This is a genomic window from Marinobacter sp. F4218 (genome assembly GCF_019443085.1).
GTDB classification, from domain to species: Bacteria; Pseudomonadota; Gammaproteobacteria; order Pseudomonadales; family Oleiphilaceae; genus Marinobacter; species Marinobacter albus.
Genome location: NZ_JAHZIL010000003.1, coordinates 701,122 through 727,891 on the forward strand (window position 1 = coordinate 701,122; position 26,770 = coordinate 727,891).

Sequence of the window (26,770 nt, forward strand, 5' to 3'; positions counted from 1 at the left end):
AAGTCACTTTGACCATATAGTTTCCAAAAACAGGTATTTTGATTATATTCAACCGCTGAAATAGCCGCTAAGCCAGCCAGGAACTCAAATTATGGTCGAACTGGATAGAATCGATCACTCCATTATCCGCGAACTCCAGAAGAACGCCCGGATTACCGTGACCGAGCTTGCGTCCCGGGTGGGATTGTCGAAAACCCCATGCCAGGTACGCATGCGACGGCTTGAGGAACAGGGATACATTACCGGCTACACCGCCCTGGTGAACCAGACCAAGCTCGGGCTGTCTCACATTGCCTTTGCCCAGGTCACGCTGGACGACACCAGCAGCAACGCACTGGAGGCATTCAACACCTCGGTCAAACAGATTTCGGCGGTTGAGCAGTGCCACATGATTGCGGGTAACTTCGACTACCTGCTGAAAGTCCGGACCCGGAACATGGCGGAGTACCGTCAGGTTCTGGGAGAGCAGATCTCCGCTCTGCCCCACGTGTTGCAAACCAGCACGTTTGTGGTCATGGAGAACGTCAAGGATGCGGGACTTTAACCGAGGAAAACTGCAGGCCAAGCTCGTTGCGGTACAGGGCATTACCGATACCCAGAACGATGTTGTCCACGGAAAAATCCTGGGGGATATTGGCCTTGGAGGCCTCATCGTGCTCAAGCGCTAGCACCAGCCGGAGCAGGTCCAGCAAACGGATCACCAGGTCCAGCAGTCCAAAATCCTCGGGCGGATCGCTGGCAGCACCCTGAACGAAAGCAACGGCGGCCTCGACAATCTGGCGGGAATGTTCGCCCAACGCGGCCACAGACAACCCCTTGATGGATTCGAGACGTTGCTCCCGCTCCAGGCGGATGGCCTCCATACACAGTTCCCGGGACTGTTCGGGCGAGGTTTCCTGTTTCAGAATGCCCGCCAACCTGAAATCGACCGTCCCCTCGCTGCATTGCTCCCGATACTCGCTCTCGACCGCCTGCCGGGCATGGGGAAGGAACTTTTGGATGGCCTGCTCCCGGGCCTCGGCAAGCTGCTCCACCGACGCCGCATTCACCATGGCGCTCATAACCTGGACACAGTAGGTCAGATGTTCCCAGATCTCCGGCGCTATGCGCTTCGGCTCCGCTGGAAGCACGCGTTTGATGGAGACAAATTCGAAGTAGAGGCTGGTAACCTCCCGCTCGGAAAAGCCGGAGGTCCGGATGATATGAGGTAAGCCCAGCTCTTCAATCTCCCGCAGCAGGCGGGGAATAACCAGAAGAATGTAGTGCTGGGCACCTTTCGATACAGGTTTTAACTGGTCCAAACTACGTTCCGATTGTTTCGACAACACCCCGATCAGTAACTGGCATTCAGTTTGTTCAGGGCTTCATTCAGTACCTTGACCGATTCACCATGTTTGCCTTGATTGTGCAATGCTTCGCCCTTGGCGCGCAGCTCCTTCACTTCTTGCTTGACATCGCTTCCAACCTGGGAAGAAACAAGCTGGCTGTCAACCTGCTTCATCAGGGCTGGGCACTGGCCCGCAATCACCGGTGCGGCCAGGAAAAGGGACAGTAACGCAGCGGCTAGATATCGCATGATGGTTCCTCCATGTTAAACAAGCCTTATGTCAGTGTAGTACCGATCCGGTCTGGCGAAAACCATCGTGTTTCTATTAGGGCCAGGCCCGGACAGGTCAACGGCTGGACAGCTTTTCCCGGGTCTTCAGGCGACCTTCCCGGCGAATCTCGGCGTTCTCGAAACGGCGCCTCTGCTCGTCCGACTCCGGAATGACATGAGGCACATCCACAGGTTTGTCGTTCTCATCCAGCGCCACGAAGGTGAAGAACGCCGACAGGATATGCCGGGTGTCGCCGGTGTAACTGTTCTCCGCCTCAACCCGTGCGCCAATCTCCATGGACGAGCCCCAACTGCGGTTCAGTGACAGGTTGAACAGGAGAGTATCATTGCCCTTTGCGGGCGCCCGGAAATGGATGGAGTCCACCGCAGCGGTAACGCAGACGTGCGCGGAGTGGCGCTCGGCAACCACCAGGGCAAGCCGGTCGCATTTGGCCATGATCATGCCGCCAAAGACCGTGTTGTGGGCGTTCATGTCGTTCGGGAACACCTTGTAGACATGCTTCTCAATAACGGACGCAGACACGGGTTTCGCGGGCATTTCAGACATCTGTTCGGTTCCTTCTCCTCGGGGGTTTCGAGTACCTTACCTCATGAAAGCGGGGAACACCGGGCTTTGCCCACATTCACCGAATCTGGTCTAAACTCAATTTGTTTCAGCTATCAGTCACGGAGATCATGCTATGGCCGCTTCATTTTTAGTGCGTCACGCAGATCTTCGGCGCCCCGGCCAAGCCGCCGGATATGGCCGACCGCCTGCGGTACGGTGATTTCCAGGGTATGAACCCGACTGGCCGAGACGTAAACCACTGAACCGGACCACGGGTCGGGAGAACCGGGCAGGTAGATGACAACCGGCCCGTCCGAGAGCCTCTCCACCTCAAAGCCGACCTGGGCATAGTCGTCAAAATGCACCATCACCGATTGCAGGCTCCGGGACTCAGCTTCATCCATCTTCAGGTTTTCGGCAAAGCTCTTGATAAAGGAGTAGCCAGGTATGGCGAGCAACCCATTATCGATCTGGCGATAAAACTGTTTGGCCCGAGAGCCCTTGGCAACAAACCCGGCAACAAAGCTGACCAGTAACACCGAAACCAATGCCAGCAGGTTCGCAACGGCAACACCGCCCACGTAATCGATCGGCAGCAATCGGCCCAGAGGCTCGGCGACTCGCAACATGATCTCATGGGCTTTGCCCAGCACCACGAGTATAACGACGACAGGCAGCAGGAACACGATACCGCCAATGATTGTGGTTTTGATGAAATTCATGGTCGCCCGCTCCCTGGTCTATCGTCCTGACTGACACATTCGGCGACGTCATCCAATCGTTGAGATCCTGCCCATGCCATTGGATTGACTATAGATCAAGCCGGGCCATCCAACCGCCGACTCACCCAGGAATGATAAAGCCGGGCCAGGAACGGACGGATCAGAGGAAGACCAATCAACCAGGCAAACGGCTTCAATACCGGTACCCGCGACATCAACAGGATATACGCATCCATCTCCCGGTGAATTCGGCCCTGAGGATCCTTGACATGCAATTCCCTCAGCGCCGAATCCGGGTTTATACCTTCCTGGCGCAACATTTCGTCGCGACCAGTAATATCCAGCCATTCAACCGATTCACCGGTCTTGCCCGCAAGCTTTTCGTACCACCGGCGGTCCTTGATGCAGGCAGGACAGGAACCGTCGTAAAACACTATCAGCTTGCCATCTGACGAAGTCATGATCCTCCCAAACGTTGATCGTTAGCTCGCCACTGGCTCAGCGGTGGTCGGATCGATCACGGTTCGAACCTGGGAAATGGCATTAACAGGGAAGCCCCCCATTTCCGCGTGTCGACGCACCATCGCCTCGTCAGGGGCGATGTAAAGGCAATACACCTTATCATCCGTGACAAAACTGTTTAGCCACTGGATATGCGGCCCCAATTCCTCCAATACCGTGCAGGATTTCTGGGAAATTTCCTGCAACTCGCTAGAGGACAATTTGCCGGCTCCCGGCAACTCTCTCTCAATCATGTATTTTGGCATTTCTCACCCCTCCTGCCTCCGATCCGAGGACCGCAGGACCAATAGTCTCATCGCCGCCTTTTTATAGCCTAGACCCGTCCCAGGCCTGCCACCACCCGGAATCGCGTGGGTTTTAGACCATTAATGCACCATAGGCGGGGCGCTATAATCGCGGGGAGTAAACGGGGATTGGTGCCGGGAGGTTCAGCCCCCGCCGCACCACGGCGGGAGGGCTGTATTGCGGATCAGGCGCGGCTCAGGAACTTACGCTCGTCCACGTTCACCTTGATACGGTCACCGGTGGAAATATGCTCTGGCACCTGCACCACCAAACCTGTCGACAGGGTAGCGGGTTTGGTACGGGCGGTCGCAGACCCTCCTTTGACGGACGGGTCGGTTTCGCTGATCTCCAGCTCCACCGTCGGTGGCAAGGCCAGGGATACCGGCGCATCACTGACCAGCACCACCATCAGACCCTGTGTGTCCTCGCTGATGAACAGCAGCTCGTCGGCGATCGACTCCTTGTTGAGGCTGTATTGGGTGAAGTCTTCGCTATCCATGAAGACGTACTCATCACCATCGGAATAGGAGAAGGTGGCCGGCCTGCGGACCAGATCGGCCAGATTCAGCATGTCCGAATCCTTGAACGTCTCGTCAATCTTGTTGCCGGTAACCACGTCGTACATTCGCATGCGATACAGACTGCCGCCCGCCCGGCCCTGGGGGACGGAACGTTCGATATCCTTGACGAAGTAGACGCGACCATCGTACTCGACGGCTGAATTCTTCTTGATTTCACTTGCTCTTGGCATTGCACTGTTCCAGAAAAAAAATGAGACAATTAGGGCTGTTGATATACCACGATGGTGAAAGACAAGCGATAGTCAAATGCTCAATTCATGCTGTTTCCACCGGATCACAGGGAGCCTTTTATGAACGTCGCATTCATTGGCCTGGGCATTATGGGAAGCCGAATGGCCCGTAACCTCCTCAAAGACAACTCGCTCTCCCTCACCGTTGCCAATCGGTCCCCCACTGCAGTCCAGGCCCTGGAGGCGGAGGGTGCCCGCGGAGCCAGCTCCGCTTCGGAAGCGGCCCGGAACGCCGACATCGTCATTACCATGCTGAGCGACCCGACCGTGCTGGAAGAGGTCGCCTTCGGCGATGAGGGCTTTGTGCCGGCCATGCACAAGGGCTCACTCTGGGTGAACAGCTCCACCGTTAACCCCTCCTGTACACGAAACTGCGCAAACCGGGCGAATGCTCTCGGGATAAGGTTTCTGGACGCGCCGGTGGCGGGCACCAAACAACCTGCCGAAGACGGTGAACTCACGTTCCTGCTGGGGGGCGAAGATACCGACGTTGAGGGCGCCCGGCCACTCCTCGAGCTGATGGGACAAAAAATCCTCCATGTGGGGGCAGCCGGTCAGGGCAGCGCTTTCAAGATGCTGGTGAACGCCCTGCTCGCGCAATCCATGCTGGCCTATGCCGAGACGGCCCTGCTGGGAGAAAAGCTTGGATTCAGCCGCGATTTCCTGATGGACACCCTGCCCAACCTGCCGGTGTCCGCGCCGTTCCTGAAGGGCAAAGCCGAGTTGATACGGGAAGGCAATTACGAAGCTCAGTTCCCACTCGAACTGATGCACAAGGACCTGCACCTTCTGGAGCAAACCGCCTACGAGGAAAACCAGCCCATGTTCCTGGCAAGCCTGGCCAAGACAGTGTATGGCAGCGCCAAGCAGGCAGGGTATGACCGAGAGGACTTTGCCTCGGTGTTTGACTTCCTCACCGGCAACCGGTGATCGGCCCTCACACGATCAGAACCACGCCCAGACCGATGGCGAGGGCACCAAACGCCCTTGCCAACCATTCACCACCAGGTATCAGCTTCTCCAGCAAAACCACGACGGCGATGGCGGCGATCACGCTCAGGTCCATGACCCCACCAACGAACAGCAGCGCCATAAGCGCGGCACAACAGCCAACGCAATAGGTTCCGTGGCGGAGACCCATTTCGAAGGCCCCCTTCAGTCCGGACCGCCAGTACCGGGTGATGAACAGCAAAGGCCCCCGGCAACGACGAAGGCAGGCCTGTTTCAGAGAGGAGAACTGATAAATGCCCGCGGCGATCAGAACCACACCGCTGAACACCTGGTTCTGACTGCGCATCTGGGGGCTGAGCAACGCCGACTCCTCGAGTAACCACTGCAGGGCCGTGGCCGTCAGGCTGAACAGACCCCAGACCAGCAGGTATCCACCCGCAAACAAGGCCGTCCCCAGCATTCCCCCCGCCAGCTGGTTTTTCCGCGCCACCTGCCGATACAAGAGAATCATGGGCGCGGCACTGGGGGTCATCATGGCGACCATCATCACGCTCCACATCACCACCATCATGGCGAAGTACGCCGGGGTCCAGTGCTTGAATGCCATCATGTCGCCCGGAGACATTGATGCCATCTCCGACGCCAGGCCAAACACATACAGCCAGCAAAGGCCGGCAATCGTCAGTAAACCAACAAGGGTTACCGTTGACCCCCGCACTATGGAACGCGAGAACACCGAACGTCCGTTGCCCATGTGTACCTCCGGGGTCTAGTGGTAAACCCCGGTCGGACCAATATCCAGGTGCGACATATGGCTATGGGTCGCGTTCAACTCTATCGGCATGTCCGCGTGAGCGCTGGTACGACCGCTTGCCACTTCGGCCACGTGGTACTCGAACCCATGGGGCAACTCGATTCGGGCCTGATGCTCAGAACCGTCGATCGGACTGAGAATGGGCGTGCCACTGGCCTCTACCAGATCCGCCACCCGAATCGACGCCTTCCTGCCCTCAACGTCACAGGTCATATCGATCGGACAGAACACCGGATCGTGCATCTTCGTCATGGTGCTGGCGAAGACATTGAAGAACGTGGCGCCCGGCTCGGAAGTCTCACCGGACATAATGGCCATCAGCGCGTCCCGCTGTTCCTGGGTGGCCTTTTCATCGACAAAAGCCTGTGCTGTACCGTTGCCTTCATGAATGGCTCCCGGCCACTTCAGCGTCATGGCAAAGGCCAAACCATCCAGCCGGGTATCGCCGAAGTACCCGTCTTCAATTTTCACCGCCGCAAATGCTTCGCAGTCACCATGGGACGGTCGCCCCATGAACTGACACGGACACCCCAGATCACAGTTACAGTTTACAAACTCCAACCCCTTGATTCGCCAATCTACCCTGTCCATCTCCGTTACTCCTCTTTGGTAACGCAGCCTCATAACCTAATAATAAACCCGGCCCGAACGGGCATTAGATTATTAACGACACAAAATCCGGCGATTATTCGTGGGGCGCTTAAAAAGTGCAGGTGCGGCCGGCTCAGATCGGCCAGTTGGCAATCCGGTCGCCGAACACCATCAACAAGAGGGGAATGGGAGAAATGGCAACCGCTAGCATGAGCAGGTAACGGTGAAACGAAAACAGTTTGCTCATGCCCGCCATCAATGCCAGGCCACCACCGCCGCCCAGCACCACGTTGCCCGGCAGGTTGATGGCAAGCATCAACGTCAGGTAGCGGTGCCTCAGCAACCAGGGCACCAGGCGCCGGGGAGATTTCTCCATCAATCTGGCGAGTCGCTGGTCTGCATCCAGGCCTTGGAAACTCTCCAGAAAACCGGCCGCCTTCACCAGGCGCACATCCCGCAGAAATCTCGTTATTGTGGCTTCCGGTAACAGTCGTCCGACCAGAAAGGCGAGAGTGAGAGCAATCAGGGTGCAGCCGTACACGAGGGGGACAATCTTGGGCCCCAGTATCATCATCAGCGCCAGACCGATCTCAACGCCCGGCACAAAGGGAATCGCCATCAGCAGAATATAAGCTGCCATGGAGGTCATGATAATCCGGTGCAACATCGGTTCCGTGGTTGGCCGGATGGTCATATCGAGGCCATCAACAATGCCGCGCGTCAGCAGATTGCCCACGACGACAATCGCAACCAGACAAGCCAGCTTCACCAGTCCGGCGACACGACGGTTGGCCGGCATAACCGACGGGGTCATGGTTCGCCAGCCTGTACCAGCTTACCCTTGAACCAAAACTCCTTTTCAAAGGTCCAGTACCAGCGTTTGTTGATCCAGGTGAATGAGCCTTCTATTTCGTCTCCCCGAACTGTGCCCCGCCAGTACATCACCGCGCCGGAATGCAGGCAGGGCACCTCGGCACGCATCTGAATCGCATCGTCCTGCGCCCTCACCCAATACTCAACTTTGGCGTAGCCACAGGTCCGCTCGCACTCTTCGGAAACAAACTGCCCATCCTCGAATACGAGCCGGTCTTCCACATCCAGTGGTTCACCCTTCAGACCAAGCTGGCTTTCGAAGATTTTGCCATCCAGCGCCGTGGCTACCGGCATCTGATTGTCTGCGACTCCAACGGGGGACACCGACAACATCAGGGCAAGCACCAACCGTAAAGGCAGGCATTGCGTTGGCTGAATAACGGGAAACGCGACGTGGCGGAGAATGTGATCAGGAGAATGTTGCATCGGCACATACTCCAGGCAGAGGGCCTGATTACAGTTTAGCCAACCCCCCCTCAAAAGAAAGCCAGGAACACCTCCAGAACACCATTGCCGGAATGAGCATCCCGCCAACGCGCACGGCTGGCTAGCCAGGGGATGCCGTCTGCTCTGGCGGACGGGCCGACTGCTCGAACTCCCGGGCAGAAAGCTGCCACTCCTCACCCCGGTAATAGGCGCGAACGCGGGGATTCATCACCCGAAACCATAACGGCGGAATCAGTGCGAGGAGGTACATACCGGTATAGCCCGTTGGCAATTGGGGCGCGCCATTGTAATGGCGTAATACCTGATAGCGTCTGGCGGGAAAGGCATGATGGTCGGAATGCCGCTGCAGGTGAAACAACCCCATATTGGTGATGAGGTAATTGCTGTTCCAGGAGTGGGCCGGCGTGGTGCGCTCGTAACGACCATTCGGGAGTTTTCGACGGTGCAGGCCATAGTGCTCAACGTAGTTGATGATTTCGAGGGTGGTGAAACTCATCCAGCTTACGCCCAGATAGAACACCAGCCCGGCCCAGCCAAACAACAGCAACGACGCCAGTACAAAACACAGGCTGACGGCATTCCACCAGAGCAGTTCGTTGCGCCAATGCAGCGCAGGTAGCCCGAGCTTCTTCAGCCGGACCGCTTCGAGCTTCCAGGCGTTACGCACATTGTGCAGGTACGCGCGGGGCAGAAAGTGGTACAGGCTCTGCCCGTAGCGGGCCGATGAGGCATCTTCCGGAGTGGACACCGTCACGTGGTGGCCCCGCAGGTGTTCCACCTTGAACCCGGCATAGCACACAGAGGCATAGAGTAGCCCACCGGCCCAGCTCTCCAGCCGGTTGCGCCGGTGAATCAACTCATGACCGACGTTGATTGAAAGAATGGCGCTGACAATACCGCAGGACATTATCCACCCTACCTTCCCGACCACGGAGAACTGATCGCTGGTCGCGAACACCCAGGCCCCGAAAGACAGCACCGCCAGCTGCGCAGGCACCACCATCAGCGTCATAAAGGAATACCAGCGCTGCCCGGACAATTTCTCGACGTCGGCATCGGTGGGATTGGACGCGTCGGTTCCCACCAGGTGGTCGACCACTGGAATGATCCCGAAAATCACAAACAGTGGCCACCAGGCGTACAGATTCCAATGCCCGGTTTCGAGCATCGTCCGCCACGCGTCGTAGGGCAGCATAGCCACCGCAAATACCAGCAGGAACAGCACTTTCTTGAGCGGGATCATGATCCGGGACGGCACTTTCTCCAGCATGGGGGTCTCCTTGTGGCCACACCTTTTGTTGTTTATGCCTTCACTGTGCGCCCATCCTGACCGCGAAACAGGTTGTTAATTGACAGTTTTCTGTCATTTTCAGACACTGCAGACTGCGCGACACCAGGAAAAACCGAGATGCACGAGACCGGCCCACAGGCACCAACCGCTGCCCGTTACATCCATAGCCTGTGTCAGCTGCTGGCTACGGCCGACGTGCCCATTGAAGACCTGCTCTCTGGCACCGACGTGCAGCCGCAACTGCTGGACGCTCCCGATCACTATGTCAGTCACTATAGCCTTGACCGCGTCCTGCATAATGTTGAGCAGCGCACGGGCGAACTCTATCCCGGAGTACGCCTTGGGCATCACCTGAACATCAGCGCCCATGGGTCCGCCGGCTACGCCGGCCTGACCGCACCCAATGCGCGCCAGGCGATAGACATCGCGGTCCGCTTTTTCCCGCTGATCACTCAACTGGTGACGCTGAACCTCGACAATACCGGCAAGCACGCGCGGCTTGTCATAACCCCCACCCCCGGAATCTCCGAGCGCACCGAGCGGTTCGTGATCCACACCCTGCTTGGCAGCTTTGATGTGATGGGCAGGTTTCTGGTGGGACAACTGGGGCTGCGTGCGAGCCTGGCATTTCCGCGGCAGGAAGAGCTGTCCGCAAGACTCGGCCCGAGCCTACGAGACATTGCATTTGATCAGCCCCAACACAGTCTTTCACTACCCCCGGACCGACTGGAAATCCCCTTTGCCCTCGCGGACAGAACAGCTCACGCACAGGCAGTAGCGGAATGCGAAGAAGAACTGAAGCAGTTGAAACACCGGGGGAGTCTGGCGGAGCAGGTCCTCGCCTTGTTGACCGCCCCCGCCCGCTTGCCCCGGGATCAGGAGAGCGTGGCGGCGCAACTCGGCATGTCTTCCCGGACACTGCATCGCCGCCTGCAGCGGGAGGGGGTAAGCTACCGGGCACTGCTGCTTGATGCCCGGATCACCGACGCCAAGCACTGCCTGCTCCGGGAACGCTTGAGTGTCACGGAAACGGCCTACCGCCTTGGCTATGACGATTCCGCCAACTTCACCCGGGCGTTCAGGCAGGCGACGGGGATGACGCCCACCGGGTTTGTGAAGATGGCCTCAGCCTCTGATCAGGCCATCAGTTCCCGCACGTCCGACAGAAACTGATCCACCCGTTCGGTTGTTGTCGCCCAGGAACACATAAGCCGGGCCGAACCACCGATGAAATTGTAGAAGCGCCAGCCTTTGGCACGAAGCGCCGCCTGCACGGGGTCCGGCATCTCCACGAAGACGCCGTTTACCTGCCTGGGGTAGCGGAGCGTGATACCCGGCAATCCTGCCAGACCATTGGCCAGCCGCTCGGCGCAGGCGTTGGCATGGCGGGCATTCTGCAACCAGACATCGCCTTCCAGCAGGCCGCACCAGGGCGCCGAGATAAACCGCATCTTGGACGCCAGCTGGCCGGCCTGCTTACAGCGCCATTCAAAATCCTCCGCCAGGTGTTTGTTGAAAAACACCACGGCTTCGCCCAGTGCCAGGCCATTCTTGGTGCCGGAAAAACACAGGACATCGACCCCTGCTTTCCAGGTGATCTCCGAGGGGTGCACGTCCAGCGCGGCCACGGCATTGGCAAACCGTGCGCCATCCATATGAATGTTCAGGTTGTATTGATCGGCGGTTGCCCGGATGGCGCGCAGCTCCTCCGGAGTGTAGATCGTGCCCACCTCGGTGGCCTGGGTCAGGCTCAACGCCTTGGGCTTGGGGTAGTGGATATCGGTCCGCTTGGTAACCAGGTGCTCGATGCTCTGGGGCGTCAGCTTGCCGTCGGTCCCCTGCCCCAGCAACAGCTTTGCACCGTTGGAGGCATATTCCGGACCTCCGCATTCATCGGTCTCAATGTGCGCCAGCTCATGGCAGATGACGCTGTGAAACGACTGGCCAATGGACGCCAGGGCGAGGGAATTGGCGGCGGTTCCGTTAAAGACAAAGAACACGTCGCAATCAGTATCGAACACTCCGCGGATGCCATCTGCTGCCCGCTGGGTCCAGCTGTCTTCGCCGTAAGCCGCCTCGTCCATTCGGTTTGCCGCCTCCATGGCCTTCCAGGCGGGCGGACAAACTCCGCTGTAATTATCACTGGCGAACTGCTCATACTGGGACACGTCAGGCCTCCTGTCGGGGAAATGGGAAACGAGGTTCAACAGCCCCCAAATTACACGATTCAGTGTGAATCGCCAGCACCCAGCCCCAATCCTTCCCGCATCGCCTCGATCACCGTCCTCACCCGGTTGGCCACCGGCTGGTTCCGGCGGAAGCAAAGCAACAGCGTCTCACTTGCCGGTTTGGACAATCGGTGTGTTTGCACCAACTCCCGCGCCGGAAACGCCTCGACGGCGTAGGCTGGCAGCACCGTAAACCCAAGGCCCATGCTAACGGGCTGAAGAATCAGGCTGATCTGGTTGGAAAACCCGGCAAGCGGGAACTGGTTGCTGTGGTGGAACTCCGGATAGTTGGCGCCCAAAAGCAAACCGGCGTGGTGTGCCCCATCCGGGTGGTCGACAAACCCGAGTTCCATCAACTGCTCCCAGCGCGGCTCACTCATGTTTTTCGGCGTCACCAACAGCAGCGGTTCTTCGCCCACCGGCTTGAATCCCACCTCGTCGAGACTTGACGGGCTGGTCATGATACCCACATCGACCCGATAGTCGGCGATGGCACGCTCGACATCGGCGTTGGGCGCAAACCGGTAGTCCATGACCAGCTTCGGATGGCGCCGTTGCAGTTCCAAAAGATGGGGATAGAGTTTCAGCCCCACACTGCCCGGTGACATGATCCGGACCACGCCATCATGCAACGGGTCTGCGCCGATCCGACGCTCCAGATCCGACAGGGACTCAACAATCGCACTCGCCTCGCGATACAGCCGCGAGCCCGCATCGGTCAAGGTAAACCGTTTGCCCTGTCGAATGAGCAGCGACCGTTCAAGATGCTGTTCCAGCTTTCGCACGTGCTGACTGACCCCGGACTGAGTCATGTGCAGCCGCTCCGCGGTGCGAGTGAAATGCCCGACCTCAACCAGGGTGCAGAAGCTGCGTAGCCAGACTGGATTTATCATTACGCCACCTACTTAAAAATATCAAAAATGATAATTTTAAGTAATCAATCAAACTTTGTAACCTGCCTTCGGAATCACAGATACAGGAGGCAACACCATGAGCAACGTATACCCGAGAAATTTCTCCCACATCGGCATCTCGGTACCCGACCTTGAAGCGGCGGTGAAATTCTACACCGAGGTAATGGGTTGGTATCTGATTATGAAACCCACCGACATCGAAGAGGATGACAGCGCCATTGGGGAGATGTGCACGGATGTGTTCGGCAAAGGCTGGGATCGTTTCCGGATCGCCCACCTGTCCACCGGTGACCGGATCGGTGTCGAGCTGTTCCAGTTCAAGAACCAGGAAAATCCGCAGGACAATTTCGAATACTGGAAAACCGGCGTATTTCACTTCTGCGTTCAGGACCCGAACGTCGAAGAACTCGCGGAACGGATTGTTGCCGCCGGCGGCAGGAAGCGCATGGAAAAACCACGCTACTATTACCCGGGTGAAAAACCCTACCGCATGATCTACATGGAAGATCCGTTCGGGAACATCCTGGAGATTTACAGCCACAGCTATGAACTGATCTACAGCGACGGTGCTTACTGAGCCAAGCCCCGCTCCAGGCATACGCCAGCAGAGTAGGCTCAGAGTCGCGTGTGGTCATCCGGCGTGCCCGCCGTGGCGGATTGACCGGCCAGGTTCAGCCTGAAAGGCCGAGGTGGGCAGAGTCCTGTTCGATGCAGCGGTCCAGCAGATTGAGATAGTCTGCCTTGGCCTTGCACTTGGTTTCGCGATGGGCCCGCATGTTGAGTTTGCGGAATTGCTGTGCGAGTTCGTTCGCGCGAACCATCAGTTCTGAAGGGGCAACAACCTCATCCAGGAAGCCCGCAGCGACAGCGCCTTCCGGGTCGTATATTTCGGCGTTGACCACCGAACGGTAGAAATGAGCGGGGGCCAGGCGATGCCGGGCAATCTCGATACCGGTGTGATGCATGGTCATGCCTATGGCCACCTCATTGAGACCGAGCTTGAAATTGCCCTCGATGCCAATGCGGTGATCCACCGAGAGCATGATGAACGCGCCCTTGGCAATGGCATGGCCACTGCAGGCACCAATCACCGGGAGCGGAAATGCCGCCAGGCGCCGGGTCAGTTTCGATCCGACGGTCACCAGAGCCGAAGCCTCGCTCGGGCCTTTCTGCATTTCTTTCAGATCATAGCCGCCGGAAAAGATTCCAGGCTGCCCCGTCAGGATGACAACGGCCCCATCCTTTTCGGCGCGATCCAGAGCCTGGTTCAGCTGCTCGAAGACGTCATGGCTCAGGGCATTTGCTTTTCCGTTGGCGATCACAATCGTCGCGACACCATCGTTCAGTTGATATTCAACAAGGTCGGTCACCTGCCTATCCTCTTGATGTGGTTCTCGTGTTGGTGTGGTGAACTGTGCCAGCTTCTGTTGCCGGAGGCCACTCCCGGGAATGGGAGCAAACCCAGCAAGGGTTGCCCACAGAATCTGTGGATAACTTTGTTAGTAGAGCGAGGAAACGTGACGCCAGGCGCCTTGGACAGGGCACTGCAGGGATAAGGCCAGATATTGACCGAAACCGCCGAACATCCGGCGGAGGGTGATGGCGCCGAAGTGTTCGAAGACCTCAAGGAGGGACTCCGTGCAGTCGCTCACCCCTGGCCCGTTTGCGCGGCCAGTGCGTCGTCAATGGCTTTGGCTGCCACCAGGGCCGGGCGCTCGATCAGTCGGGCGACGTAGGATTCAAACTCTGCCCGGCGGGGAATCGAACCAAATTCCATGCCCCACATCAGGTGCGACCCCACGTAAACATCCGCCGCTGAAAACCGGTCGCCCGCCACATAGTCATTGGCGGAAACCGCTCCTGCGATGGCGCTGACGGTTTGCTCATAAGTGCCGTAACCGACCATCCTTTCCTGGTCCCTGCTCACGTTCGCCTGCAGCACGCGGTCCATAACCGCCGCCTCCAGGGGACCGGCCGCGAAGAAGAGCCAGCGATAATAGGCGGCACGGTCCTTCGGCTCCGGCGCCAGCCCGGCGTCGGAAAACGCGTCGGCCAGATACGCGCAGATCGCCGCACATTCGGTCACCACCTGGCCCCGGTGAACCAGGGCAGGAACCTTGCCCATGGGATTGATGGCGAGATAGTCGTCCGCCTTCATCTGGGTGTCGTAGTCGAGCAGGACCTGACGGTAATCGGACCCGACCTCCTCCAGCATCCAGCGCACAATCCGCCCCCGGGACATGGGGTTGGTGTAAAAAACGAGATCGCAGTCGAGGGACTCGGTAATGGCCATGGCATGGCTCCCTTGGGCACAGAGGATTCAGAAAGACTAGCCGAATTATGGGTGCCCACAAGCCGGCTTTTCCATTGGCCCGGGTATTCCTGGGGAATACAACTATCCTTACGGTTGGGCAAATTCGAAATCGTTTGGAGCACCCGGCCATGAAACCTGAACTCCCGAGATTGCCAGAGCTCAAGCTTGATGTGGACCACCGCATCCCGGCCTCCTGGGATTTCGACACCGGAGTGAGTCTTATACTCCTGGTGCCGGATTCCAATCACAACGCCCTGGCCAAAGCCCCCTGGGCCGACTACCTGAAACTGCGCCTCGCCGACTTCCCGGACAGTGCCAACCCGATTCTCATTTCCGGGCCGAGGGGAACCCGCGCCGCCATTGGCTTCGTGAAGGACGATGTCGGCGGGTTCAAGGCCCTGAGCCAGGCCCGTGAGCTGATCGCACCGCTGATGGCGGAGCGCTCCCGAAAAATCAATGTCATATCCCTGCTTGATCAGGAACAGGCCGCCTGTGTCATGGCCGAGGCGCTTGTCGCTGCTGCCTACGCGGCCCTGTTCCAGCCGCCGAAAATTTCCGGTGACGTTCCCGACCGACTGCCCCTGTCGATCATGAACTTTTTCGGCGGGTTCGAAGCCGCCGATTTCCGGTACGTAAAGGCGACTGCGGAGGGCAACAACCTGGCTCGCTGGCTGACCGAATTACCGGGCAATTACCTGACACCCGGAATTTACCGGGAGTACGCCGAGGCACTGGCCAAGGTGGAAGGCTGGGAAGCCCAGTTCTATGACCTCGACCAGCTGGAACGGCTTGAGGCCGGTGCCTTTCTCTCGGTGGTTGAAGCCAGCCCGACCCGGGACGCCGGCATCCTGCAGTTGCGATACCGCCTGAAGGGCACGGGGGACAACCCCCTTGCACTGGTCGGCAAGGGCATCTGTTTCGATACTGGTGGCAGCAACCTCAAGGTAGGCGGCGGCATGCTGGGCATGCATGGCGACATGCAGGGCAGCGCCGTGGCACTGGGAACCCTGCTTGCGCTGACCAGGCTCAATTTCTCGCAACCGGTGGACTGCTGGCTTGCACTGGCCGAGAACCACATAGGCTCACGGGCGGTGAAGTGCAACGACGTAATTACCGCCATCAACGGCAGGACCATCGAGCTGATCAACACCGACGCCGAGGGCCGCATGGTGCTGGCCGACACCCTGGCTCTGGCCTGCCGGCGCAAACCGCGAACCATTCTGGATTACGCCACCCTGACCGGCGGCGTGGTCTCGGCGCTGGGACAGCGCATGGCTGGCGCCATCACCAACCGGCGAAGCTGGATCGAGCCCATCATCCAGACCGGTGAGCACTGCGGTGAGCGGGTGTGGCCATTCCCCTATGAAGATGATTACGACGAAGATCTGAAGTCCAACGTCGCCGATACGCTCCAGTGCCGAACCGAGGGCGCGGGTGACCACATCTACGCGGCGCGGTTCCTCGGAAAATTCGTGGACAAGGGCATCGACTGGGTGCACGTGGACATGGCCTCGACCGGCAGCCGCAAGGGTGGGCTGGCACACATACCCACCGACCTCCAGGGATTCGGCGTACGCTTTGGTGTCGAATGGTTCAGCCGAATAGCCGAGGGGACGGTGTGACTCCACGGCCGGTCCCGGTCAATTAACGGTCACATTGCCGGAACACCTGATTTCAGGGGCCTTAAGCCACATGTCCTTGCGTTGCCAACAAAGTTATCCACAGTTTTTGTGGGCAACTTGCGGAGAGTTTCTCAACGTCCGTGAGCCCCGCGGCGAAGCCAGTCGTGCACAAACGCCAGTTTCTTCTGGGCGGTTGCCGACAGCACAAACGGATAGAGATCCGCGAGCCCCATTGACCGGTTGACGTGGTTGACCCGGATCGCCAGCGAGGCGGCTACGTTGATCAGCTTGGCGGTGTCCGGTTCAGAGTACGGGTCCCAGCGGGCGCTGGGCAGCTCTGGTGAGGACAGCCCGGACGCAACCGCGCTGTCGGTGATGTCCGTCAGGTGAAGCAGGTGTGCGGCCGTCTCTGCCCAGTCTTCATGGGGATGGGCGGACGCATAGGAGGTCAGGTACGACAGCTTCCAGTCCGGCGGAGGGCCTTCATAATAGTGTCGCTGGAGCGCCGCCGGATAGTCCGCGCGCTCATCGCCAAAAATATCCCGGAACGCCTGCAGGAAATCTTCTCGCAGACTGAGCCGCCACCACAGCATATGGGAAATCTCGTGACGCATATGGCCAACCATGGTCCGGTAGGGCTCTTGCAGTGCCTGCCGACGGGTGACTCGCACCACCGGGTCTGCCTCGGCAACACTGATGGTCACCACGCCATTGGCATGGCCCATGGCCACGGGCGTCAGCCCCTCGGCAAGCATGTGGAAAACCGGACGCGTGCCAGGGTCCTCGGGCCGAAACCAGTGCCAGCGCCCGAGATTGTCCAGCACCCAACGCTTTGCGGCCTCGGTTTCAGCCCAGTTGGGCATAGCATTGGGAATGTTCGGATCCGGTGCCAGTGCTGTCATTGCACAGGAGGCGCAGAAGGCGCCCTCTTTGGGCGCGATCCAGTTGCAGCCGATGATCTCCCGGTTGGCGCAAAACGGCCGCATTGGCAGAAAAGCCCGCGCCTGGGGATCATAGCCGACGGGCGTCCCTTCGGCCGTGGCAAGGTTATCGAACCAGAGCGAACCCGAACCTACGGGATTTGAGAATACCAGCATGCTGCCTTACTCCAGATGAGTGGCGCGGTAAGTGAGCCGGGGCAGATATCTCGCCCCGGACCCTTTTACCGTACAGCCCGCAGGCGAGTCGGTCCAATGGAAACCGTCGTTATTCAGGGATGGCTGCCGGCTTGTCCCGAGTGTTCGGGTGTTCTCTGAACGTTCCGGTACATCCACGCCAGCCCGAGCAGGGCGAGCCCCAGCCCCATGAAGGCCGCTACCCGCCAGAGACCCTGCAAGCCGGCCATGTCGATGAGGAAAATCTTGGCAATGACAATCCCGAGCAGCGCCATACCGGTCTTGTAGAGCAAAGGACTGGCACGCCTCGTTGAATGGATGATAGTGGCGATGGCGTACAACATGCCGATGACCGAATAGCTGTAGAGTTCCCCTTCGGACATCCCGAACGCCACGGCCATCTCGCTGCCCTGCCAGAGCTGACGGATTTCCAGGACCGTGAACTGCAGAAAGCCGGCTGCCGCCACGCACAGAGCCCAGAACCTGGGAACCAGGGCGGGGAAACGGCTGATCAGGAGCGCCAGTATAACCGGCCCGCCGTAAGCCGGAAGGAGCAGATTGAAGACCGGTGTGTCGCCGATATTGCTGCCACCCCACCAGGGATTCAGCACCGTAAGCAAGGAGGCATAGCTCAGTCCGGCCAGCGCAAGGAGAATCCGGGCGAACAGGCGGTACAACCAGGCAAGCGATTGGCTGGCGGTGGCGCGAACCATGTAGGTGACACTGAGAGATCCCCAGAGCAGTGTGTTGATCGCTGCCTCGGTCAGGCTGTATTCGCGGGCAAAGATATCACCGTCGTAGAGCCAGTAACGCAGCTCGGTACCAAGGAATAACACCAGCAGATGCAGAGTGGCACCTTCAAGCCAGGGACGGATGCTGTGACCTTTTACAGACAATCGCGTGGCGGTCCCGGCCATCAACGTTGCACCACCGTAGGTCCAGAGAGACCAGTGGACATCGGCCGCATAGCTCTGCAGCCAAGGGTTGAACGTCAGCCGCGCGACCACCAGGGCCAGCGCCACTTTCAAAAGCAGATAGAGTTCGGGCATCTGGAAACGGCGGGCCAGCCAGGTAAGACTGACGAACTGAACCGAAAGTGCCAGTGTCAAGGAAGCCTCACGGACGATCATTACCGCCGCCAGGGAATAACTGATGTGTGCCGCCAGAACAGCCCAGACAACGCCACTGCGGAACGATTCGCGGCTTTCCATCTGCCACGCCAGCACACCGTAAATGGCGCCAACCGACAGCGTCATTACGGCCCAGACTGCCGACGTCTCGTACCCGTGCAGCAACAGCCAGCCCAGCACCAGCCACACCAGCGGCGACAACAGGGTCAACGAGGCCCAGCGCCGCTGGTCATTATGGCGCACCCACTGCCATAGCCCGGCGCCAACCGTGAGTATCGCCGCAGCCACGAGGTACGCGAGAAAGCCTCCCTGTTGAAGCTCTGGCACCGGCATCAGATACACCGTGTCCGGGCCCGCGCTGCCCCTGTACACAAGCCAGCCGACCGCACTGATCACCACACTGGCCCAGGGCAAATACCAGAACGCGCCACGGCTCTGAGGGATCAACGCCGTTGCCGGCAGGATCAGCAACCAGCTCCAGAACACGGGGCTGGCTTCAGACTGAACAGCAATCGAAAATCCCCAGGCAAGCAACAACGGCAGGAAGGCCTGCCATAGCCTGTGTTCCTCGACCTGATGATTGGCCCGCAAGCTCGCGAAGGCCACAACCAACCCCGCCAGATACCAGGGTATCGAGGCCCCGACGGGCTCCGCGGAGCCTCCGAGCAACCACCACAACATCGCCCCGGCCAGGGTGGCGTACCACAGCCAGTCGCGAAATACGTACCGCATCAATAACAGCGAGCTCAGGGTGATCAGGAAACTGTACGACAGCACAAAGGCGACACTGCCCTCATCACCACCGATCAGCAGCGGCACCAGATAAGCACCACTCAATCCCATAATTGCCAGCAACGGGCCATGCACCAGAGCCAGCGCCATGGTCACCAGGGACACGAACGCCAGCCCGACCAGGCCGGTCATGGCACTGATAAATCCGAAATGATGCACGCCTGCGAGTAAGGCCGCGTAGAGGGTGATACTGCCGCCGCCGGCCAGCGCGGCGAACACCTGGTCCGTACCCATGTGCCGACGCCTGAGGACTTCCGCGCCAAGGTGCAGGGCAAGGCCACTGATCAGGGCGAGCACCAGCTGCTGCAGCGGACCGATCAGGCCGGCATTGATGGAATGGCTGACCATGAAAATACCGGCAAGCGCGACACTGAGACCGCCCAGCCAGACCATCCAGTTATCCTTGAGGGCCTGCACCAGGGGTGAGGGTGTCCGGGGTTCCGACCATTGCTCGGCGTCACGTCCGGGGGCAGCAGGTTCGAAAGCAGGTGCTTGTGGTGCGGCTTCGGAGGTTTCCGGCTCATCCAGGCTCAACGCCGGCGCCTGCCCGGGTTGTTCACCGGCCTGATCCCTGAGGCGGGCGACCTCCTGACGAAGCTCAAACAGCTCTTTTGCCAGTGAATCCAGGCGAGAGGCCTGTTCACGGCGCTGACGAAATGCCAGGACACCAAGAAGGGAGCCGACGGGGACCAGAATCAGAACACCAACCGTTAACAGGATTAATACGACTTCCAAGCCCCACTCTCCCTCTGACAACCAGGCCGCTTCAGAAACCCGACAGTTCTTCTTGCAGGTCGCGCTTCAGTTCTTCCGGCTCGGTTATCCAAAGGGTACCGTCAGCGCCCGGGAACACGCCGATGTCCAGGCCATCACGAGTCAGGCCTGGCACCCACTTCTTGAAGAAATCCGGCAGGGAAATGCTTTTCGGCGAGAGCTCGTCCGAGCCGGTTGCATAATGGGCCGCAAAGGCGGAGCTCGGCCAGACCGGCAAGTGCGACACGCCCTCGTCTTCCGAGACAATCTTCAGAAAACGGTTCTCGGCGTTGACCAGAATCCAGATCTCGCGCTCTTCGAGCACTTCACTCAGAAAGTAGTCATACCGTTCTTCACCGGTCAGTTCGAGTACTTCATTTAACGGATCACTGCTCATTTCTCTCGACTACTCCCCTGCATAACTGTCTAAGTCTCTCGGCCAGGAGACTAGCACGAATTGCTCCGAAACATCCGTTCCCGTTACAGCCCGAGGTGCTGGATAATCGCCTCGGGATCGTGGCGCACCAGGTCTTTGTCAACTGACTTGACCACCGCCGCAAGGCAGTCCTTGCTTAAATGGTGCCGCAACGCCCCGAGAAAATTGGGTGGGGCCATGAGTACCAGCTTCTCGAAACGTCCCTCCTGCCGGGCCTTCTCCAATTGCTCGCTGAGGTCGCGGGCAAATCGCTCCTCCTCCGGATCGTCCGACTTTTCACGATCATAACTCTGAGACGCGCCGACACCACCATGGTCGCTCCCGGGCCGGTCGGAATAGCGTTCCGAATCCCTGAGGCGGCCTGCCGGGTGCTCTCTGGTCATCACTTCCTCGAGAGCCTTAACAGGCGTCGTCGCCTCGAACAACCTAGCCTGTGCATTATCCGCCACCAGAACATAAAGCCGTTTCTGGGCCAGCGGGTCTTCGCTGTCTTTGCTCATGCCAGTCCCCTCCATGCGTTTGTCCCCCATAGATCACGATAGCACTCCACCCGAGGGCGTCAAAACGACTTCGGTGACAGCCGGACAAACGGCGACAGCGTTACAATTCCGTGATGACTGTCTTGCGTCTTCAAGCGATACTGAAATGAGTTGATCAATGGTGAAAGGAGTCAAACCATGAAACGTTTAATCCTCTCTCTGGCGTTCGCTGCGTTCCCTTTTCCGGCACTGGCCGCAGAATTCGATGTGGAAATCCACAACCCGACCCGGGGTCTGTATTTCACGCCCCTTCTTGTGGCCGCCCATGCAGAGTCCGTTACCCTGTTTGAGTCTGGTGAGGCCGCGTCCAGTAACCTGCGGGCGATGGCCGAAGTCGGTGATCTCTCCGGACTGACCAACTTCCTCAATGCCGCCGGTGCCAACATTGCCGAGAATCCGGCCAGTGGGCTGCTGGCACCGGGCGAAAGTACCGTCACCACGATCAATACCGGAAGCGCAGTGGCAAACACCCAGCTATCGGTGGTCGCCATGCTGCTGCCGACCAACGATGGTTTCCTGGCGCTCAATAGCCTGACAGTTCCAACGGAACCGGGCACCTATACCTACACCCTTGATGCCTACGATGCCGGAACCGAGGCCAACAATGAGCTGCGTGGCAGCGAATCCGTCGGTCAGCCAGGTATGCCCGTGCCGGCCGAGCTGGATTCCGAACTGGGAACCAACGGTACCGGAGCGGCGAGCACCGTCGAGGGCTACGTCCACATTCATCGTGGCAATCTGGGCGATACCAACCTCAGCGGCGGCCCCAGCGATATTGTCAGTACGCTGCACCGGTGGTTGAACCCGGTGGCTCTCGTCACCGTGACCGTAAAATAACCCGGAGGTGCGTCATGGTATTTCCCAGGTACATGCTTTTGGTACTGCCATTGGCTGCGCTGGTGGCCGGGTGCGGCTCGGACAATGACGACAATGATCCGCTCACCGGTGCGCGCAGTTTTCGTTATCAGGTGACCATCACCAATCTGTCCGCGGGACAACCGTTTTCGCCTGCGGCCGTGGTTATCCATCGCTCCCAATGGCAGGCCTTTACCCTGGGCAACGGCGCCTCGGTGGAGCTGGAACGACTGGCCGAAAGCGGCGACAACGAAGCGTTTCTTGCGGAGGCGGGGGCAGATGCCAGTGTTCTGGCTACTGAAACCGGTATGGGGTTGATTCTTCCCGGCGCTACGGCTGAAATCCCGGCGTCGGCCTCGGGCAGCTCCGACAGCGGCTTTTTATTGACCTGGATGTCCATGCCTGTGAACACCAATGACGGCCTGGTGGGGATTCGCGGTATCGACCTCAGTGAGTTGTCGACCGGGGACACCAGAACCTACCTTGCCATCACCTACGATGCGGGTACCGAGGCCAACAGCGAATCCGCCGATACCGTGCCCGGCCCGGCCGCCAGCGGGCTAGCCGAAGGCTTCAACGCGGCCCGGGACGATATCCGCGATGCCGTCTATATTCACCCTGGCGTGGTCACCCTGGACGATGGGCTCGATACGTCCACGCTGGAAGGCATTCAGCGCTGGCACAATCCTATCGCCCGCGTGCGGATCGAGCGAGTTCAATAGTCGTCAGATCTGTTTGCTGACCATCTCGGACAGGGTGCTTCGATTGCCGTCGGTATCGAGGGTTCGCATGGCGAAATACCAGGTGCCCTCGGTCAGGTTGTCGACCAGCAGTTGATCGACTGAGGCATCACCAATGGCAATCGAGTGGTCCAGCGCGTCGGCCGCCTTACCGTAGACGACTTCGAAGCCGGCGATTTCACCCATGCTGAGGCTCTCTCCGTTTTCCCGGATCAACGGCGCTGTCCAGCTGAGCAAAGCAGCGTCAGCAGGTATGGACGGCTCCGGCGCGGGCTCGGTGGTCGGAGGCTCAGTTGTGTCAGCAACGCTGGTATCAGACCCCTCGTAAACATCCGCTATGGTTTTAAACCGCTGGACATTGCGGTACTCCACGATCACCAGCTTCTGACTGATAATACTCGACTCGGTGGTCAACTGAAGCTCCGATGCCTGGGCAGCAGACGCAGCAACGATATCCGCCAGCGCCAGGCTGCTGCCATCACCGGTAATATCGAGCCGGCCACTGGCAACGATTTGCGACGACATGTTGTTCAGGACATCGGAGATGCTCTGCCACTGGGCGTTGTCGTTAACCAGCGCCAGGAACGCCGCATTGGTGATCGCCACCTGGAGCGCATCCGCCGATACCTCACCCAGCTCATCAAGCCGTGTCAGATCGGGTGGTACCAGACTCAGCGCACCCGCCGACAGCCCGAACCAGGCCTCCACGTTCTGGTAGGCCTCTGCCAGCGCCGCGGGCGACAAGCCCTGATCACTGCGTTCAGCCAACGCCACTGCCAGATGGGTCAGCGGGGTCAGGTGTACTGTTTCCGTGACAAGGTCCCCCGCGCCGCGCAGAACAAACTCACTGTTCAGTTCCAGCGTCTCGCCGAATGGAACCTGGCCGCCACTTACTCGATCACAACCCGGGACGACATCGCATACCATCCGGGTATTGCCATCTGCCCGCAGCTCTACCAGGGCCCAGCCATCCGCCTTGCCTCGCAAGTGCAGCTCGTAACTGCCATCGTCGGCGGTCCGAACGGGTTTGGCTGCCAGACGGTCAGGCAGGTAATAGCCCGATTTGTCTTCCAGCAAACGGTTCGCCGTTACTACCCCCTGCTGTATGACCCCCTTTATCGCGGCACCTGCAACCTGCGCGGCGGGCTCGTTAGTGCCCGAAGATTGTGCCTCGGTGACACTGTTATTGTCCGAAGCATCGAGACCACACCCCGAGAGAAAAGCCGCCATCGGTACCAGCAGCGCACCTTGCTTAAACAGTTTTTTGCCGAGCTTTGACATAATTTTGCACCAGAATATTGACATCTGACACAAATTGTAGCGCACGCTCGGCATTCTTTTGAGATCTGACTCCTGTTTTGACGGCAATTTTCGTCAGAAAAATGTCACTTACAGTCGAAAACACGATGTCATGGAATGTAACGTCAAAAACAGCGACAAGTTCAGCAGTAACTGACTGTCTTGAAGGGAAAAAAGCATAAAGAGACACTGTCAGTCGGGATTCGGGCCAAGGGCCTGATGGAATCCCGGTTTACAAATTAAAACAGCCGAATCCGCATCCAAACCCCGTTCGACAACGAGATTCCGACCGTTTTGACGAATGTCCGACTGGGCATTGCGGACTAAACTGAATATTCGCACCCTGCCGACCGATTGGATAACCGCAGTCATGGCAACCACCAGACAGAATCCGGAGAGCCCACAGGAGGGAGATGACACACCTTCCACCACGGCGCTGATTGAAGCGATCAACATTCGAAGCATGGCGTTGATCGTGTTGACGGGCATTGCCACGCTCTACTTTATCGACTGGGCCCAGCCTGTCCTGTTGCCTCTGGTGGTGGCGGTACTCATCAGCTACACCCTCGACCCACTGGTTTCGACGCTCAACCGACTGCGGATTCCGCGTCCGCTTGGCGCCGCCATCATTCTGCTTGCGCTAATTGGCGTTATCGCTGCGGCAAGCGTCCCGCTGAAACAGGAAGCCATGGCCATGCTCGACAAAATCCCGGTGGCCATCAATGAGTTTCAGCGCAAGGAAGCCCGCTCGTCCAAAGACGAAGAGAGCATCATGGAAAAGGCGCAAACGGCAGCCAAGGAGATCGAAGCCACGGCCACCGAGGGCCAGGAAGATTCCTCGGTCACCCAGCCGGGGGTCACACCGGTTCAGGTGGTGGATAAGCCAATGAACCTTCAGGAATATGTGATCAAGGGCTCGCCAGCGGCACTGGTTCTCATCTCCCAGTGCTTTTCCGTGCTCTTACTCGTGTATTTCCTTCTGGCGGTCGGTTCGCTCTACAGGCGTAAGGTGGTGAAAATCTCAGGGCCCTCGTTCGGCCGCATGCGAAAGGCGGCCAGAATCATGAACGAGCTGCACCAGCAGGTCCGCCGATTCCTGTTCGTTACGGTGATCAGCGCCCTGTTTGTGGGCGTGGTTACGTGGCTCGCGTTTATGGCACTCGGTATGGAACAGGCAGCCCTGTGGGGCGTTGTGGCCGGGGTCGCCAGTGGCGTCCCCTATCTGGGCCCCTTTCTTGTTCTTATTGGCACCGGTGTCGCCGCGTTCATCCAGTTTGGTGAGCTGCAAATGGCCATCATTGTGGCAGGCGTCTCACTGATCATTACCAGCATCCAGGGCAACCTGCTGACGCCCTGGTTAACCAGCTATATCTCCAGTCTCAATGCGGTCGCAATCTTTATCGGGCTGCTGTTCTGGGGGTGGCTCTGGGGACCCATCGGATTGATTGTCGCCACGCCGATACTGATGATCACCAAGTCGGTCTGCGACCATGTGGTGAACCTGCGCCCTGTTGGCGAGTTACTGGGAAAATGAGCCTGCCACGGAGTGGCAAATGGAAAGATTGACCAACGAGGCGGGCGACATAGCCGAGGTATTCGACACCCTCCGAAGCCAGCAATTCGGCACCTGGCTCATTGGCTCCGTCGCCATTGGCCTCGTAGCGTTTGGCATTTACAGCCTGCTGGAAGCCATCTATCGCCGGGTCGCCCCGCCGTCCTGTGGAGTCTCATTCCCGGGTGCGCTTCCTTCTCCGGGCTCCCCTCGCTTCATCAGCTCCATGCCTCCCTGCATGAGCAGGGATCTGAGCCGAGGATCCCCCTGCTGGGCCACACCGGCAGCGAAGGCCGCCAAAGCCGCTTCCAGCGGATTTTCCCGAATCAGTTCACGCAAGCTGTCGAGGGAGAATGACGTTCCGCGGCTGCTCCCCCGCTTTCTTTTTGACGCGGAGGGGGGACTGGCCATTCGCCAGAAAAATACGAGCAGCAGGAGCACACAACTGGCCCCGACCACCGTCATGGCTGCAGGCTGTCCGAGCACAGGCGCCAGAGCCAGAAGGGCGGCCTGAACCAGGAGGTAGAATCCGGTAATCAAAAGCGCGGTCAGCAGAACCACCGCGAGCATAAGGCCTGCAAGTGCTGCAACGGCCTTGCGGACCACGCCCCTGATCTGAGCCGAATCAATCATTTCTCGCGATCAAGCAGTTTGCCAACCAGCACACCGACCAGAAACATGATGATAATACTCAGAAACGGACGTTCCTCGATCTTGTGCTCAACGTCCTGAACGGCCTTGTCGCCGGCATCTTTCGCGCGGTTCAGCGTCTCAGTGCCCTTTTGCTTCGCTTGATTAAAGACTTCCCGACTCTCCCGACGAATCTCGTCCCGCAGGCTGCTTATGTTGCCCTTCTGATCTTCTGAAACAACCTTGGTCAGCTTGGCCAGGTCATCACGGAGCTGTTGCAGATCCTGTTTGACCTGGTTGTATTCGTCTTGACTGGATTTGGCTTCCATCTGCGTGTCTCCTCAATCGATAGATTTACCGCTGATAAACCCTCTCCGAA

Annotated in this window: 31 protein-coding genes and 1 pseudogene; 9 read left to right on the forward strand and 23 right to left on the reverse strand. The window is 58.8% G+C overall.

The features are described 5' to 3' along the window. Positions 1-91 precede the first annotated feature (91 nt). The gene (locus tag K0B93_RS07135; protein ID WP_219866548.1) at positions 92-544 is read left to right on the forward strand and encodes an Lrp/AsnC ligand binding domain-containing protein; all 453 of its coding nucleotides are present in this window, start codon (positions 92-94) and stop codon (positions 542-544) included. Here K0B93_RS07135 and K0B93_RS07140 read toward each other — a convergent pair. The 7 genes from K0B93_RS07140 to yeiP all read right to left on the reverse strand — a co-directional run bounded on the left by K0B93_RS07140 (position 525) and on the right by yeiP (position 4,445). Then, positions 525-1,301: a hypothetical protein gene (locus K0B93_RS07140; protein ID WP_219866549.1), complete on the reverse strand. Its 777-nt coding sequence runs from the start codon at positions 1,299-1,301 to the stop codon at positions 525-527. The two genes, K0B93_RS07135 and K0B93_RS07140, sit on opposite strands and share 20 nt — an antisense overlap. Positions 1,302-1,333: 32 nt before the next feature. Further along, on the reverse strand, positions 1,334-1,576 hold the full coding sequence (locus K0B93_RS07145; protein WP_219866550.1) for a hypothetical protein: 243 nt from the start codon (positions 1,574-1,576) through the stop codon (positions 1,334-1,336). Between the two features lie 97 nt (positions 1,577-1,673). Further along, on the reverse strand, positions 1,674-2,165 hold the full coding sequence (locus tag K0B93_RS07150) for an acyl-CoA thioesterase (protein WP_219866551.1): 492 nt from the start codon (positions 2,163-2,165) through the stop codon (positions 1,674-1,676). Between the two features lie 131 nt (positions 2,166-2,296). After that, positions 2,297-2,887, reverse strand: a complete 591-nt coding sequence (locus tag K0B93_RS07155; RefSeq protein ID WP_219866552.1) for a DUF502 domain-containing protein — start codon at positions 2,885-2,887, stop codon at positions 2,297-2,299. 95 nt (positions 2,888-2,982) lie between these two features. Then, a complete protein-coding gene (locus tag K0B93_RS07160) occupies positions 2,983-3,348 on the reverse strand; it encodes a thiol-disulfide oxidoreductase DCC family protein (RefSeq protein WP_219866553.1) in 366 nt (121 codons plus the stop codon). A 21-nt stretch (positions 3,349-3,369) separates the two neighbouring features. Then, on the reverse strand, positions 3,370-3,654 hold the full coding sequence (locus tag K0B93_RS07165) for a DUF4242 domain-containing protein (protein ID WP_219866554.1): 285 nt from the start codon (positions 3,652-3,654) through the stop codon (positions 3,370-3,372). Between the two features lie 224 nt (positions 3,655-3,878). After that, a complete protein-coding gene (gene yeiP / locus K0B93_RS07170; protein ID WP_219866555.1) occupies positions 3,879-4,445 on the reverse strand; it encodes an elongation factor P-like protein YeiP in 567 nt (188 codons plus the stop codon). Positions 4,446-4,565: 120 nt separating this feature from the next. On the opposite strand from yeiP, the gene K0B93_RS07175 reads away from it, so the two are divergent. Continuing rightward, positions 4,566-5,435, forward strand: coding sequence for an NAD(P)-dependent oxidoreductase (locus K0B93_RS07175; RefSeq protein ID WP_219866556.1), 870 nt, complete (start codon positions 4,566-4,568; stop codon positions 5,433-5,435). A gap of 7 nt (positions 5,436-5,442) precedes the next feature. Here the strand turns inward: K0B93_RS07175 and K0B93_RS07180 are convergent, their stop codons facing one another. The 5 genes from K0B93_RS07180 to K0B93_RS07200 all read right to left on the reverse strand — a co-directional run bounded on the left by K0B93_RS07180 (position 5,443) and on the right by K0B93_RS07200 (position 9,451). Continuing rightward, entirely contained in the window at positions 5,443-6,210 is a 768-nt protein-coding gene (locus tag K0B93_RS07180; protein WP_219866557.1) for a DUF2182 domain-containing protein, read from the reverse strand. 15 nt (positions 6,211-6,225) lie between these two features. Then, entirely contained in the window at positions 6,226-6,861 is a 636-nt protein-coding gene (locus tag K0B93_RS07185; protein WP_219866558.1) for a DUF1326 domain-containing protein, read from the reverse strand. Between the two features lie 133 nt (positions 6,862-6,994). Next, entirely contained in the window at positions 6,995-7,675 is a 681-nt protein-coding gene (locus K0B93_RS07190) for a hypothetical protein (protein ID WP_219866559.1), read from the reverse strand. Continuing rightward, positions 7,672-8,160, reverse strand: coding sequence for a hypothetical protein (locus K0B93_RS07195; protein WP_219866560.1), 489 nt, complete (start codon positions 8,158-8,160; stop codon positions 7,672-7,674). The genes K0B93_RS07190 and K0B93_RS07195 overlap by 4 nt, the downstream gene beginning before the upstream one ends. A gap of 121 nt (positions 8,161-8,281) precedes the next feature. Beyond that, positions 8,282-9,451, reverse strand: coding sequence for an alkane 1-monooxygenase (locus K0B93_RS07200; RefSeq protein ID WP_228743324.1), 1,170 nt, complete (start codon positions 9,449-9,451; stop codon positions 8,282-8,284). A 138-nt stretch (positions 9,452-9,589) separates the two neighbouring features. On the opposite strand from K0B93_RS07200, the gene K0B93_RS07205 reads away from it, so the two are divergent. Next, a complete protein-coding gene (locus K0B93_RS07205; RefSeq protein ID WP_219866561.1) occupies positions 9,590-10,645 on the forward strand; it encodes a helix-turn-helix transcriptional regulator in 1,056 nt (351 codons plus the stop codon). Here K0B93_RS07205 and K0B93_RS07210 read toward each other — a convergent pair. Together K0B93_RS07210 and K0B93_RS07215 are read right to left on the reverse strand one after the other, a co-directional pair. After that, a complete protein-coding gene (locus K0B93_RS07210; RefSeq protein ID WP_219866562.1) occupies positions 10,609-11,640 on the reverse strand; it encodes a threonine aldolase family protein in 1,032 nt (343 codons plus the stop codon). The two genes, K0B93_RS07205 and K0B93_RS07210, sit on opposite strands and share 37 nt — an antisense overlap. A gap of 59 nt (positions 11,641-11,699) precedes the next feature. After that, positions 11,700-12,593, reverse strand: coding sequence for a LysR family transcriptional regulator (locus tag K0B93_RS07215; RefSeq protein WP_219866563.1), 894 nt, complete (start codon positions 12,591-12,593; stop codon positions 11,700-11,702). Positions 12,594-12,690: 97 nt separating this feature from the next. Between K0B93_RS07215 and K0B93_RS07220 the strand changes: the two genes are divergently transcribed. After that, entirely contained in the window at positions 12,691-13,191 is a 501-nt protein-coding gene (locus K0B93_RS07220; RefSeq protein WP_219866564.1) for a lactoylglutathione lyase family protein, read from the forward strand. A 94-nt stretch (positions 13,192-13,285) separates the two neighbouring features. On the opposite strand, the gene K0B93_RS07225 is transcribed toward K0B93_RS07220, so the two are convergent. Together K0B93_RS07225 and K0B93_RS07230 are read right to left on the reverse strand one after the other, a co-directional pair. Then, positions 13,286-13,984: a crotonase/enoyl-CoA hydratase family protein gene (locus K0B93_RS07225; RefSeq protein ID WP_219866565.1), complete on the reverse strand. Its 699-nt coding sequence runs from the start codon at positions 13,982-13,984 to the stop codon at positions 13,286-13,288. A gap of 278 nt (positions 13,985-14,262) precedes the next feature. Then, positions 14,263-14,907, reverse strand: coding sequence for a glutathione S-transferase family protein (locus K0B93_RS07230; RefSeq protein ID WP_219866566.1), 645 nt, complete (start codon positions 14,905-14,907; stop codon positions 14,263-14,265). Between the two features lie 149 nt (positions 14,908-15,056). Here K0B93_RS07230 and K0B93_RS07235 point away from each other — a divergent pair, with 149 nt between their 5' ends. Then, complete coding sequence (locus K0B93_RS07235; RefSeq protein ID WP_219866567.1) at positions 15,057-16,550, forward strand: M17 family metallopeptidase; 1,494 nt, start codon at positions 15,057-15,059, stop codon at positions 16,548-16,550. Between the two features lie 131 nt (positions 16,551-16,681). Here the strand turns inward: K0B93_RS07235 and K0B93_RS07240 are convergent, their stop codons facing one another. The 4 genes from K0B93_RS07240 to K0B93_RS07255 all read right to left on the reverse strand — a co-directional run bounded on the left by K0B93_RS07240 (position 16,682) and on the right by K0B93_RS07255 (position 21,276). Further along, positions 16,682-17,647 carry a zinc-binding metallopeptidase family protein gene (locus K0B93_RS07240; RefSeq protein WP_219866568.1) on the reverse strand — a complete coding sequence of 322 codons (966 nt, stop codon included), beginning with the start codon at positions 17,645-17,647 and terminating at the stop codon, positions 16,682-16,684. 113 nt (positions 17,648-17,760) lie between these two features. Continuing rightward, the gene (locus K0B93_RS07245) at positions 17,761-20,322 is read right to left on the reverse strand and encodes a DUF2339 domain-containing protein (protein ID WP_219866569.1); all 2,562 of its coding nucleotides are present in this window, start codon (positions 20,320-20,322) and stop codon (positions 17,761-17,763) included. A 31-nt stretch (positions 20,323-20,353) separates the two neighbouring features. Further along, positions 20,354-20,737: a DUF2750 domain-containing protein gene (locus tag K0B93_RS07250; RefSeq protein WP_219866570.1), complete on the reverse strand. Its 384-nt coding sequence runs from the start codon at positions 20,735-20,737 to the stop codon at positions 20,354-20,356. An 83-nt stretch (positions 20,738-20,820) separates the two neighbouring features. Beyond that, complete coding sequence (locus tag K0B93_RS07255; RefSeq protein ID WP_219866571.1) at positions 20,821-21,276, reverse strand: host attachment protein; 456 nt, start codon at positions 21,274-21,276, stop codon at positions 20,821-20,823. A 177-nt stretch (positions 21,277-21,453) separates the two neighbouring features. Here K0B93_RS07255 and K0B93_RS07260 point away from each other — a divergent pair, with 177 nt between their 5' ends. Both K0B93_RS07260 and K0B93_RS07265 read left to right on the forward strand, forming a co-directional pair. Then, positions 21,454-22,152, forward strand: a complete 699-nt coding sequence (locus tag K0B93_RS07260; protein ID WP_219866572.1) for a spondin domain-containing protein — start codon at positions 21,454-21,456, stop codon at positions 22,150-22,152. A 14-nt stretch (positions 22,153-22,166) separates the two neighbouring features. After that, on the forward strand, positions 22,167-22,892 hold the full coding sequence (locus K0B93_RS07265) for a spondin domain-containing protein (protein WP_219866573.1): 726 nt from the start codon (positions 22,167-22,169) through the stop codon (positions 22,890-22,892). A 3-nt stretch (positions 22,893-22,895) separates the two neighbouring features. Here the strand turns inward: K0B93_RS07265 and K0B93_RS07270 are convergent, their stop codons facing one another. Beyond that, positions 22,896-24,191, reverse strand: coding sequence for a fibronectin type III domain-containing protein (locus K0B93_RS07270; RefSeq protein WP_219866574.1), 1,296 nt, complete (start codon positions 24,189-24,191; stop codon positions 22,896-22,898). Positions 24,192-24,579: 388 nt separating this feature from the next. Between K0B93_RS07270 and K0B93_RS07275 the strand changes: the two genes are divergently transcribed. Further along, complete coding sequence (locus K0B93_RS07275) at positions 24,580-25,743, forward strand: AI-2E family transporter (RefSeq protein WP_219866575.1); 1,164 nt, start codon at positions 24,580-24,582, stop codon at positions 25,741-25,743. 19 nt (positions 25,744-25,762) lie between these two features. Beyond that, positions 25,763-25,849, forward strand: a pseudogene (locus K0B93_RS19460) (hypothetical protein); the annotation flags it as partial. A gap of 53 nt (positions 25,850-25,902) precedes the next feature. Here the strand turns inward: K0B93_RS19460 and K0B93_RS19235 are convergent. Continuing rightward, complete coding sequence (locus tag K0B93_RS19235) at positions 25,903-26,394, reverse strand: hypothetical protein (protein ID WP_228743326.1); 492 nt, start codon at positions 26,392-26,394, stop codon at positions 25,903-25,905. Next, complete coding sequence (locus K0B93_RS07285) at positions 26,391-26,720, reverse strand: DUF883 family protein (RefSeq protein WP_219866577.1); 330 nt, start codon at positions 26,718-26,720, stop codon at positions 26,391-26,393. Before K0B93_RS07285 ends, K0B93_RS19235 begins: the two co-directional genes overlap by 4 nt. Positions 26,721-26,770: the final 50 nt, after the last annotated feature.

What these genes read in the sequence shown, in the direction of transcription:
- K0B93_RS07265 (WP_219866573.1), top strand. Translation starts at nt 22,167, where the DNA reads ATGGTATTTCCCAGGTACATGCTTTTGGTACTGCCATTGGCTGCGCTG.
- K0B93_RS07220 (WP_219866564.1), top strand. Translation starts at nt 12,691, where the DNA reads ATGAGCAACGTATACCCGAGAAATTTCTCCCACATCGGCATCTCGGTA.
- K0B93_RS07275 (WP_219866575.1), top strand. Translation starts at nt 24,580, where the DNA reads ATGGCAACCACCAGACAGAATCCGGAGAGCCCACAGGAGGGAGATGAC.
- K0B93_RS07255 (WP_219866571.1), bottom strand. Translation starts at nt 21,276, where the DNA reads ATGAGCAAAGACAGCGAAGACCCGCTGGCCCAGAAACGGCTTTATGTT.
- K0B93_RS07235 (WP_219866567.1), top strand. Translation starts at nt 15,057, where the DNA reads ATGAAACCTGAACTCCCGAGATTGCCAGAGCTCAAGCTTGATGTGGAC.
- K0B93_RS07250 (WP_219866570.1), bottom strand. Translation starts at nt 20,737, where the DNA reads ATGAGCAGTGATCCGTTAAATGAAGTACTCGAACTGACCGGTGAAGAA.
- K0B93_RS07150 (WP_219866551.1), bottom strand. Translation starts at nt 2,165, where the DNA reads ATGTCTGAAATGCCCGCGAAACCCGTGTCTGCGTCCGTTATTGAGAAG.
- K0B93_RS07190 (WP_219866559.1), bottom strand. Translation starts at nt 7,675, where the DNA reads ATGACCCCGTCGGTTATGCCGGCCAACCGTCGTGTCGCCGGACTGGTG.
- K0B93_RS07160 (WP_219866553.1), bottom strand. Translation starts at nt 3,348, where the DNA reads ATGACTTCGTCAGATGGCAAGCTGATAGTGTTTTACGACGGTTCCTGT.
- yeiP (WP_219866555.1), bottom strand. Translation starts at nt 4,445, where the DNA reads ATGCCAAGAGCAAGTGAAATCAAGAAGAATTCAGCCGTCGAGTACGAT.
- K0B93_RS07180 (WP_219866557.1), bottom strand. Translation starts at nt 6,210, where the DNA reads ATGGGCAACGGACGTTCGGTGTTCTCGCGTTCCATAGTGCGGGGGTCA.
- K0B93_RS19235 (WP_228743326.1), bottom strand. Translation starts at nt 26,394, where the DNA reads ATGATTGATTCGGCTCAGATCAGGGGCGTGGTCCGCAAGGCCGTTGCA.
- K0B93_RS07195 (WP_219866560.1), bottom strand. Translation starts at nt 8,160, where the DNA reads ATGCAACATTCTCCTGATCACATTCTCCGCCACGTCGCGTTTCCCGTT.
- K0B93_RS07205 (WP_219866561.1), top strand. Translation starts at nt 9,590, where the DNA reads ATGCACGAGACCGGCCCACAGGCACCAACCGCTGCCCGTTACATCCAT.
- K0B93_RS07260 (WP_219866572.1), top strand. Translation starts at nt 21,454, where the DNA reads ATGAAACGTTTAATCCTCTCTCTGGCGTTCGCTGCGTTCCCTTTTCCG.
- K0B93_RS07145 (WP_219866550.1), bottom strand. Translation starts at nt 1,576, where the DNA reads ATGCGATATCTAGCCGCTGCGTTACTGTCCCTTTTCCTGGCCGCACCG.
- K0B93_RS07200 (WP_228743324.1), bottom strand. Translation starts at nt 9,451, where the DNA reads ATGCTGGAGAAAGTGCCGTCCCGGATCATGATCCCGCTCAAGAAAGTG.
- K0B93_RS07135 (WP_219866548.1), top strand. Translation starts at nt 92, where the DNA reads ATGGTCGAACTGGATAGAATCGATCACTCCATTATCCGCGAACTCCAG.
- K0B93_RS07185 (WP_219866558.1), bottom strand. Translation starts at nt 6,861, where the DNA reads ATGGACAGGGTAGATTGGCGAATCAAGGGGTTGGAGTTTGTAAACTGT.
- K0B93_RS07270 (WP_219866574.1), bottom strand. Translation starts at nt 24,191, where the DNA reads ATGTCAAAGCTCGGCAAAAAACTGTTTAAGCAAGGTGCGCTGCTGGTA.
- K0B93_RS07175 (WP_219866556.1), top strand. Translation starts at nt 4,566, where the DNA reads ATGAACGTCGCATTCATTGGCCTGGGCATTATGGGAAGCCGAATGGCC.
- K0B93_RS07165 (WP_219866554.1), bottom strand. Translation starts at nt 3,654, where the DNA reads ATGCCAAAATACATGATTGAGAGAGAGTTGCCGGGAGCCGGCAAATTG.
- K0B93_RS07240 (WP_219866568.1), bottom strand. Translation starts at nt 17,647, where the DNA reads ATGCTGGTATTCTCAAATCCCGTAGGTTCGGGTTCGCTCTGGTTCGAT.
- K0B93_RS07230 (WP_219866566.1), bottom strand. Translation starts at nt 14,907, where the DNA reads ATGGCCATTACCGAGTCCCTCGACTGCGATCTCGTTTTTTACACCAAC.
- K0B93_RS07155 (WP_219866552.1), bottom strand. Translation starts at nt 2,887, where the DNA reads ATGAATTTCATCAAAACCACAATCATTGGCGGTATCGTGTTCCTGCTG.
- K0B93_RS07285 (WP_219866577.1), bottom strand. Translation starts at nt 26,720, where the DNA reads ATGGAAGCCAAATCCAGTCAAGACGAATACAACCAGGTCAAACAGGAT.
- K0B93_RS07215 (WP_219866563.1), bottom strand. Translation starts at nt 12,593, where the DNA reads ATGATAAATCCAGTCTGGCTACGCAGCTTCTGCACCCTGGTTGAGGTC.